The 8,334-nt window shown below is 49.0% G+C and carries 7 protein-coding genes; 4 read left to right on the top strand and 3 right to left on the bottom strand.

All coding sequences use genetic code 11. The annotated features are described in order from the left end of the window. The first annotated feature begins 298 nt into the window (after positions 1 to 298). The 3 genes from CUS_RS11675 (at position 299) to CUS_RS11660 (ending at position 3,799) form a co-directional block, all read left to right on the top strand. Positions 299 to 514, top strand: coding sequence for a DUF3343 domain-containing protein (locus CUS_RS11675; RefSeq protein WP_002850919.1), 216 nt, complete (start codon positions 299 to 301; stop codon positions 512 to 514). A 9-nt stretch (positions 515 to 523) separates the two neighbouring features. Next, entirely contained in the window at positions 524 to 1,681 is a 1,158-nt protein-coding gene (locus CUS_RS11670) for an aminotransferase class V-fold PLP-dependent enzyme (protein ID WP_002850945.1), read from the top strand. A gap of 273 nt (positions 1,682 to 1,954) precedes the next feature. After that, positions 1,955 to 3,799, top strand: coding sequence for a polysaccharide pyruvyl transferase family protein (locus CUS_RS11660; RefSeq protein ID WP_002850903.1), 1,845 nt, complete (start codon positions 1,955 to 1,957; stop codon positions 3,797 to 3,799). A gap of 84 nt (positions 3,800 to 3,883) precedes the next feature. Here CUS_RS11660 and CUS_RS11655 read toward each other — a convergent pair whose 3' ends face one another. Continuing rightward, positions 3,884 to 5,329 (bottom strand): S1C family serine protease, encoded by a 1,446-nt coding sequence (locus CUS_RS11655; protein ID WP_002850915.1) that lies wholly within the window; start codon positions 5,327 to 5,329, stop codon positions 3,884 to 3,886. 606 nt (positions 5,330 to 5,935) lie between these two features. On the opposite strand from CUS_RS11655, the gene CUS_RS11650 reads away from it, so the two are divergent. Beyond that, the gene (locus CUS_RS11650; RefSeq protein ID WP_002850939.1) at positions 5,936 to 6,664 is read left to right on the top strand and encodes a hypothetical protein; all 729 of its coding nucleotides are present in this window, start codon (positions 5,936 to 5,938) and stop codon (positions 6,662 to 6,664) included. A 70-nt stretch (positions 6,665 to 6,734) separates the two neighbouring features. Here CUS_RS11650 and CUS_RS11645 read toward each other — a convergent pair whose 3' ends face one another. Continuing rightward, complete coding sequence (locus CUS_RS11645; RefSeq protein WP_002850942.1) at positions 6,735 to 7,037, bottom strand: hypothetical protein; 303 nt, start codon at positions 7,035 to 7,037, stop codon at positions 6,735 to 6,737. Between the two features lie 41 nt (positions 7,038 to 7,078). Next, positions 7,079 to 8,218: a 3-phosphoglycerate dehydrogenase gene (locus tag CUS_RS11640; RefSeq protein WP_002850925.1), complete on the bottom strand. Its 1,140-nt coding sequence runs from the start codon at positions 8,216 to 8,218 to the stop codon at positions 7,079 to 7,081. Positions 8,219 to 8,334 lie beyond the last annotated feature (116 nt).

The raw sequence follows: 8,334 nt of genomic DNA, 5'->3' as shown, positions 1-8,334 counted from the left end.
TTTTTATGGCAGGAAGTTACCGACACATACAAGAGCATGAAAAACAGATCAAAAATTTCATAAATATAGCAATCCAACTTTTTAAATTCACAAAATCCAGTCGCAAAAGCTGGGATTTATGGGTTTTGTGACTGGATTTTGTCTGAATTTTAAGGCGGATTGCTATAGGTACGATCCCCATACTGCAATAGCTGTTCCATAAATTCTCCCAAAGCCCCCGAAGACTTGTCGGGGGCATTTTCACACTTCTCTCCCACACTGCATACCCTGTTAATAAAACAAGGAGAGGAAGATAACTATGGAAAAGACAATAATCACGATGTCCAGCATCACCTACGCCATGAAAGCAAAGGAATACCTCAACTCTATGGGCTACAGGTGCGATGTCGAGCGGACACGTAAGAATATAGGCAGTGGGTGCGGGTACTCTATCATAATAAGGGTACACCCCGACCTTGTCACTCCCCTGCTTGACCGCGCAGGCATACCCTACAAGGGGATATACAGGCTTTAGGAGGTCAGCATGGAAAAGAAGAACACTGTGAATTTTGACAACTCGGCGGGCACTCACCCAAAGCCTGAGTCTGTCAGGCAGGCGGTAGCTTATGCCATGCGGGAATTGGGCGGCAATCCCGGGCGCGGCGGACATCAGCTTTCAATGGCGGCGGCAGAACGGATATACGCTGTGCGGAAAAGCGCGGCGGAGTTTTTCGGGGCAGAGATCGAGAATGCGGCATTCACGCCAAACTGCACCTACGCTCTGAATATGGCGATAAAAGGGCTGATGCAGTTCGGCGGACACATCATCATCAGCGGTTGGGAACACAATTCCGCAAGCCGCCCCGTATACGCGCTGACCAGAAATAACGGCGTGAAATGTTCGGTCTGCGAGATATACCCCGATGATGTCCAGCGCACAATCGAGGGCATCAGGCGGCTGATAAGACGTGATACGCTGTGTGTCTGCTGTATGGCGGCATCTAACGTGACAGGACGCATAATGCCATACCATGAGATAGGCGAACTGTGCAGACAGCGCGGCATAGCCTTTGTATGCGACTGCGCACAGGCGGCGGGCGTGCTTCCCGTCAGCATAAAGGACGGCATCAGCTTTATCTGCACATCGGGGCAGAAAGGTCTGTATGGTCCCACAGGAACAGGTCTGCTGATAAGCAGTGGTGAATTCGCTCTTTCTACCATAATCGAGGGCGGCACAGGTGCAACTTCGGGCGAACTGACACAAACTCCCCACATGCCCGAAAAGCTGGAGAGCGGCACTCTCAACACTGCGGGGCTGATAGGTCTTGGCGCGGGCATAGATTTTGTAAAAAAGCACGGCATCGGCAATATCCGCCGCCACGAACAGTCGCTTTGCAAAATGTTTGAGGACGGTCTGAAAAAGCTGGGCGCTGAGGTCTATGATATCGGCTGTGACCGTGTGCCGATAGTCGCTTTCAACTTAAAGGGCAGAACTTCCGAAGAAACTGCTTCTGCCCTCAATAAAGGCGGCTTTGCACTGCGCGGCGGAATGCACTGCGCCGCACTGGCGCACGAAAGTCTTGGCACAGGCAGGCGCGGAGCAGTGAGGTTCTCGCCGTCAGCATTCAACAGCGCGGGTCAGGTCAGCAAACTGCTGAGATATATCGGCAACAGCTTGACTGACTTTATGCCCGACCAATGACTTTTCATGCAAGAAAATCATTTTTTAACATGGTTATCCCGCTGACACACCACAAAAAACAGCGATCTATAGCAATCCGCCTTAAAATTCAGACAAAATCCAGTCACAAAACCCATAAATCCCAGCTTTTGCGACTGGATTTTGTGAATTTAAAAAGTTGGATTGCTATAGCAGAACTTAAAGTGGTTGGCGGATATCTTTCCCCGCCGCAGGCATTGACCTTTTTCCCGTTTTATGGTATCATGTATTATATCGAGAAAGAGGGTATATGATATGAAGAAAAAAGGGCTGAAAATACTGCTTGTCTGCATAGTCAACAGAAATTACGGCGACACCATAATAGCTGACTGCACCGACTATCTTATAAGGCGGGCACTGGGTCGTGACAGCGGCAGCAGCATACTGCGCTACAAAATAGACTGCGGCGACCTGTGGCAGATACAGTTTGCCGATGCGGTGGTGTTCGCAGGCGGAGGGCTTGTAAAATTCAGACAGGAGAAATTCTATCCGCATGTGTGTGACATCATCAGCGAAGCCGAAAAACATGGTATACCCGTCTTTATGAACGCGGTGGGCGTTGAGGGCTTTGACGACAGTGACGAGCGCTGTACCATGCTGAGAGATGCACTCAACTCCCCCTGTGTCAAGGGTGTGACTGTGCGTGATGACCTTAAGCTGTTAAAAGAAAAGTACGTTCAGCGCAAAGACCTGCGGGTAAAGGGCGTTTTCGACCCCGCAGTGTGGGCAGGGCGGCTTTACGGCTACGAAAACGGCGATGAAGAAGTCATCGGGCTGAATGTGGCACGCGGCGAACTTTTCCCCGATTACGGCAGAGAAGATATGGGCGAAGAGTTCATGCTTGACCTCTGGGCTGATGTGGCGAAGCGCCTTGACGAAAAGGGTCTTGAATGGAGGGTGTTCACCAACGGCGCACTGGCTGACGAAGCATTCGCTGATAAACTGATGGCGCGTCTTGGCAGAGGCGAAAAACTGCCCGCTCCGATGGGTGCAAAACAGCTGGTACGCAATATCAGCGACTTTTCGGCTATGATCGCCACCCGCATGCACGCCTGCATAACCGCCTATTCTCTGGGTATCCCATGTGTGGGGCTTGTCTGGAACGACAAGCTGTCTTTCTGGGGCAAAAAAACAGGCAGACCCGAACGCTTCATATCAGCCGATGATATCAGCGCCGAAAATCTGGTAGATGCCCTGATGAGAGCCATAAAAAAAGGCGCTCCACACGTATCCGAGATGAAGCGCAGAAGCGTTTATAAAGAACTTGAAAGATTTCTCGAAAAATATGCCGATAACAGGAACATCACCTGCAAAACCCCCGACAAGGGTCAGCTTTTTGAGGTTGGTCTGGGCGGCATACAGCACCGCTACAAAGCCCCCAACAGCCCCGATGAACTGTCAAACCGCCTTGAAGAGGGCTGTCTGCTGTTTGAAGCCGATGTCCGTGCCTCTGAGGACGGCACACCTGTCTGCATAAACGGCTGGACGGAGAAAAACCTGAAACTGCTGGGGCTTTCTGCCAAAGACTACCCCAGAAAGGAACTGCCCGCGCAAGTCCTCAGACAAAGCCGCCTTGACGGTGCTTTCACTATGGGCAGTTTTGAAGAGATAGCAGGACTCATAGCGGGCTATCAGGGCGCTAAAGTGATAATTGATGTGGGTCTGCCGCCTGCCGACCTGAAAGAGAAGATGTTCGCAGACATCGCTGAGATACTGAAAAAAACAGGTCTGAGCAAAAAGCGCTCATACATCAGGCTACAGCGCGAGGGTGATATAAAACTGTGGAAAAAGCAGAAATGCCCCTGTGAACTCATGTATTTCCTGCCCGACAGCGACATACCCGAAGAACGCGCAGAAAAGCAGGCAAAAGCGCTGGAGATATGCGAAAAATACAGCATTACGCTGATATCCATGCTTTCAAAGACATTTGATGACAGCACCGCCGAAATGCTGAAAAGCAAGGGCATGAAGCCTGTCATTTTCGCTTATGACAAGCTGGGCGATGCCTTTAACGCACTTGATAAAGGCGCTGAAATGGTCGGCACGAATTTCTATTCCGCAAGGTACGCCGAAAAGCTGACAGGCAAAACTCAGAAATAAACACAGAAGAAAAGAGCCGCACGTTTTTGTGCGGCTCTTTCCCGGAAGTAAAGAATATGAAAAAATGATTAGAAGAATGCTTAGTTAAAATCCCCCGAAGAAATTGAAGGGGTCATAGTAGTAATCATAATCGTTGTATCTGTCATAGCCGTTGTCTTCAGCAGGCTGTTCTTCTTGTGAAACAGTTTCGCCTGTGGACTCGTCAAGCACTACCTCAACATCCAGCTTTTTGCGGTTGCGGTAGACTGTCAGCGTTACCGTGTCACCGGGAGCATGCTCGTTTTTAACAGCATTCAGCTGGACTATGCCGTTTACGATGGTGTCATCTATGGCTATAATAATGTCGTTCTCCTGAATGCCCGCCTTCTCAGCACCGCTGTCAGGAGTGACAGTCCTTACAAGGAAGCCCTGCGGTATGCCGTAGTAGCTTGAATAAGCCGCCGTAACATCTGCACCTGTTATGCCAAGACTGGGTCTGCCTGTTACATAGCCGTAAGCCATCAGGTCGCTCACTATCGGGAGCGCGTCATCAATGGGTATCGCAAAGCCCAGACCTTCGACCTCAGCCGAAGCCACCTTTGCAGAGGTTATGCCCACCACCTGACCGTATGCGTTTATCAGCGCACCGCCTGAGTTGCCGCCGTTTATCGAAGCATCGGTCTGGAAGACCTTCATGGTTATATCCTCAACAGTTATAGTTCTGTCCTTAGCGGAGATTATGCCCGAAGTTGCAGTATTTGCAAGGTCAAGTCCCAGCGGGTTGCCTATTACTATCGCCAACTCACCCACCTGCACATCGGCAGATTTACCTATCTCAGCCTTTTGCAGACCATCGTATTCTATTTTCAGCACTGCGAGATCCGTCTGGGTGTCCTTGCCAACATTAGTCGCGGTAAAAGTCAGCTGATCCTGAGTGTCGCCCTCTTCACCGTAATAAGGCGGAAGCACCACCGATATCGACTGTGCGTCCTTTATAACGTGCGCGTTGGTGATGATATAGCCGTCCTCACTCAACACAATGCCCGAACCTGTGGCTATGCCCTTGTTTGTGATACAGCTTATGCCCACCACCGAAGGCGACATCTTCTCGATGATATCGGGTATCGGCATCGCATCAGCAGGTGCGGCAAGCTGTTCAAGAGTCGGCAGATTGCTCCTGTCAATGGCATTTTCGACCTTTGAACTATCATCATCTGTTTTGACCACACCGTTTGCAGACTTATCCTGTCTGCCTGCGGGTTCGGGGTCATTTTTCCCCGTGACCAGTTTGTAGCCCACGATCGAAGTCACCCCGATAGCCGCCACGCCCAGCACAGCCAGAAAAGCGGTCAGTATCTTCTTTCCTGCCGAACTTTTTTTGGCATGGGGCTGATAGGAATATTCATTAGTAACACCCTGCGGGTTGTAGTAGCCCTGTTCGTATTCACGGTTCACATAGGGCTGTTCTCTGTTAATATAGGGCTGTTCCTGCGTGTTATAAGGCGACTGCCCGTTATTATAAGGGCGGTAACCGCCGTTGTAATCATTCACTGAACGTTTCCTCCTGCCTTTACATGCCGAAAATTCCTTGATGTAATTCTATTATACCCGCCAATGTGATAATTGAATGACAAACTACAAAAATCTTTGAATTTTTTTATTATCTGCGCATTTTAGGTCTGGTTCGGTTCGATAATACGGACAGATATTTTTCAACGCACCTATCACCTCTGCCAAATGTTACAAAAAATAAGCGCTTTTTTTGTAAATAACACATTATTTACATTTTACAAATAATGTGCTATAGTATATACAGGTACACCGTAAAGAACTTTTCGGAAATGTCTTTACGCTCATAAAGTGAAACGTGGTTATCCCGCTGACACACCACAAAAACGGCGGTTTTGCAGAACTTAAGGTGGTTGGCGTATGGTGCTCAATTATCCTTTTGTTTACAGCATTTTCAGCTATAGCAATCCAACTGTTTAAATTCACAAAATCCAGTCGCAAAAGCTAGGATTTATGGGTTTTGTGACTGGATTTTGTCTGAATTTTAAGGCGGATTGCTATAGTGTGCTAAAGGGATATTCATAAAGTGAAATACATTCACGGGACTCTTTTTATATGATGGTAATAGTTTTCAGATGAGGTGATAACATGAAAAATAAGCTGTTTTATATCATTTTCGCTGTAATGCTTTCACTTCCGATGACTGCCTGCGGCAGTACGGAAGAACCTGCAAATCAAAACGCCGTTTCATCATCTTCCGATGTTTCATCATCTTCCGATGTTTCATCATCTTCCGATGTTTCTTCAACTGCCGAAGTATCGGACTCTTCCGAGTCTTCTGATGCAGACATATCATCTGAGGAAACTGCTGTCAATGGACCTGCCGCACTTGATGATGAAGCGTTCACAAAAACTCTTGACTACATGGATCGCAATCTCTTTGTGAAAACCGATGACGGGTTTACATTCACGGGCAGCGGCAAAGAGATATCCTCAGATTCGGTATGGTACAGCGACCCATTTGTTTTCTACGAAACAGAAGATGCCGCGCAGGTAACTCCCACCGAAACATATGCTGTTTTCATCATCGATAAAGACAGCGAAGAAGTAATAGGTATGCAGATAATAGCTGACGGCGAACCTGCCAACGGCACAGCAACAGGTCTTGAAGCGTGCTATACAGAAGCCTTGAGGAACAGCACGCCCATAGCGATGGTATCGTGGAACAGAGGCGAGAATTTTGGCAATATTTTATGTGTAGCTGACGGCACTGTCATCAGCACAGACGGCGATGCCGATAAAACGGTAAATGCCGAAAACTTCAATTTGAATTACTCCACGATGACCCCCGCACACCCGTCCTCCCCAACCGAATGAACAAGTGCATTTTGAACGGATCAAAATATCAAAAAAATCAGGGCTGTCCCCAAAGACAGCCCTGATTTTTTTATCTTGTCCTGTCGCCAAAGTACATCAGCGTTACCGCCATGCCGTTTATCACGCCCAGCACAACACCGCATACCACGTAAAATACCGCTATCGGTATATGCAGCAGCACCGATATCACGCCGAACACCACTATGAACAACAGCGGAGTTACTATCTGCATCAGGAATTTCCTGCCCATGAGTACGGGCAGCTTTTCCGAAAGCGCGATAGTCTTATCGCCCTGAGGGTCATACAGCCTGTACAGAGCCTGCATCACCGCCATCGGTATACCGATAAGCAGTATCAGTGAAATTACATTCATGGGTCTAACCTCCCTTGTGCAGAAATTTTCAGGTCGATATCTTATATAACTCTTACGCCTACAACGCCCGCAACAGCCTTTACAGCGTCAACGTTCGCACTGCCCTTAACGTCCAGCAGAGTGTAGCCCCAAGCCTTCTTTGTAGCGGAAGCGCTTGCAACAACATCAGCACCGACAGCAGCCTTAACAGCGTCCTCAGTTACCTCAGCCTTGTGCAGTACGCAAACCAGCTGATCGGCAGTCTTAGCCAGTTCCAGGTTCGGGAAAGTAACAGAGTTTCTGATCTTACCTCTCTCGATGTAGTCCATCAGTTCGTCAGCAGCCATGATAGCGCAGTTGTCCTCGCTCTCAGGGGTAGAAGCGCCCAGATGAGGCAGAGTGATAACGTTCTCCTCGCCCAGACCAATATCATCAGCGAAGTCGGTAACATACTTAGCTACCTTGCCTGCCTTGATAGCCTCAACAACAGCAGCGGTGTCTACCAGTTCGCCTCTTGCAGCGTTGATGATGCGAACGCCGTCCTTCATCATAGCGATCTGCTCCTTGCTGATGCTGTTCTTTGCATCAGGAGTGAAAGGAACGTGCAGAGTGATGTAATCGGAGTTCTTGTAGATCTCGTCCTTGCTGTCAACTACCTTAACGGAAGAGTCAAGAGCCTTAGCAGCAGCCTCAGACAGGAACGGGTCAAAACCGATAACGTTCATGCCCAGTGCAACAGCAGCGTTTGCTACCTTGCCGCCGATAGCACCCAGACCGATAACGCCCAGTGTCTTGCCGAAGATCTCAGGACCTGCGAACTTAGCCTTGCCGCCCTCAACAGTCTTGGGAGCGTCCTCAGTGCCTTTCAGGGAGTTAGCCCATGCAGCAGCCTCGGTTATTCTTCTGGAGGACAGCAGCAGTGCGCAGATGACCAGTTCCTTAACAGCGTTTGCGTTAGCACCGGGAGTGTTGAAAACAACAATGCCCTGCTCAGCGCACTTGTCAACAGGGATATTGTTGACACCTGCACCTGCTCTCGCGATAGCCAGCAGAGAAGCGGGCATCTCGTAGTCGTGCAGCTTAGCTGAACGTACCATTATAGCGGTAGGCTCAGCGCATTCATCGGTTATGGTGTAAGCAGCCTTGTCGAACTTATCGGTTCCGCATGCTGCGATCTTATTCATTGTCAGAATATTGTACATTGAGATCATTCCTTTTCTGTAAAAATATTATACAAGCATTTCGCTTGCAGGAGTAAAAAGATACTCCTTTTAAATCGGCAACAGCGCAGACCGTTCCCGCCCTGCGCTATCGCTTA

The sequence above is a fragment of the Hominimerdicola alba 8 genome (assembly GCF_000178155.2).
GTDB lineage: Bacteria > Bacillota > Clostridia > Oscillospirales > Ruminococcaceae > Hominimerdicola > Hominimerdicola alba_C.
This window is presented reverse-complemented; position numbering and strand designations above follow the sequence as displayed.

Coding starts and splice junctions, on each gene's coding strand:
- CUS_RS11670 (WP_002850945.1), top strand. CDS start 524: ATGGAAAAGAAGAACACTGTGAATTTTGACAACTCGGCGGGCACTCAC.
- CUS_RS11640 (WP_002850925.1), bottom strand. CDS start 8,218: ATGTACAATATTCTGACAATGAATAAGATCGCAGCATGCGGAACCGAT.
- CUS_RS11675 (WP_002850919.1), top strand. CDS start 299: ATGGAAAAGACAATAATCACGATGTCCAGCATCACCTACGCCATGAAA.
- CUS_RS11650 (WP_002850939.1), top strand. CDS start 5,936: ATGAAAAATAAGCTGTTTTATATCATTTTCGCTGTAATGCTTTCACTT.
- CUS_RS11645 (WP_002850942.1), bottom strand. CDS start 7,037: ATGAATGTAATTTCACTGATACTGCTTATCGGTATACCGATGGCGGTG.
- CUS_RS11660 (WP_002850903.1), top strand. CDS start 1,955: ATGAAGAAAAAAGGGCTGAAAATACTGCTTGTCTGCATAGTCAACAGA.